General features: G+C 78.7%; 1 protein-coding gene. It reads left to right on the forward strand.

Features of this window, described 5'->3' with window-relative positions; translation table 11 throughout:
• Window positions 1-205 (forward strand): MmyB family transcriptional regulator (locus DEF28_RS27025; protein ID WP_449405552.1); only part of this gene is annotated, 205 nt, incomplete at its 5' end.
• Between the last annotated feature and the right edge of the window lie 119 nt (window positions 206-324).

A 324-nucleotide genomic window follows, 5' to 3' on the forward strand; every position in this document is an offset into this window, starting at 1 on the left:
CTTCCACCGGCATGTGGTGCCCAAGCGCGGCGTACTCCGCCTCAACCACCCAGCCGGCCAGGAACTGCGGTTCCACCGCGAGACGCTCGAACTGTCCGCGGACGCGCAGCAGCTCGTCGTCTTCCTGCCCGCGGACGGGGCGACGGCCCGCGCCGCCGACCAGCTCCGCGACCGCCCCTTCGGCGGGCTCCGCGCGGTGACGTGACGCCGCTCCCGCGCGGGCACGGCTCCGCCAGCGGGCGCGGCTACGCCGGCTCCGGCTGGCGCTCCGGCTCGGCCGGCGGCAGCGGTCCCGGGCCGGGGGGCTCCGGTTCGGGGTGCGGG

It is taken from the genome of Marinitenerispora sediminis, assembly GCF_003336425.1.
In the GTDB taxonomy this organism is placed as follows: Bacteria; Actinomycetota; Actinomycetes; order Streptosporangiales; family Streptosporangiaceae; genus Marinitenerispora; species Marinitenerispora sediminis.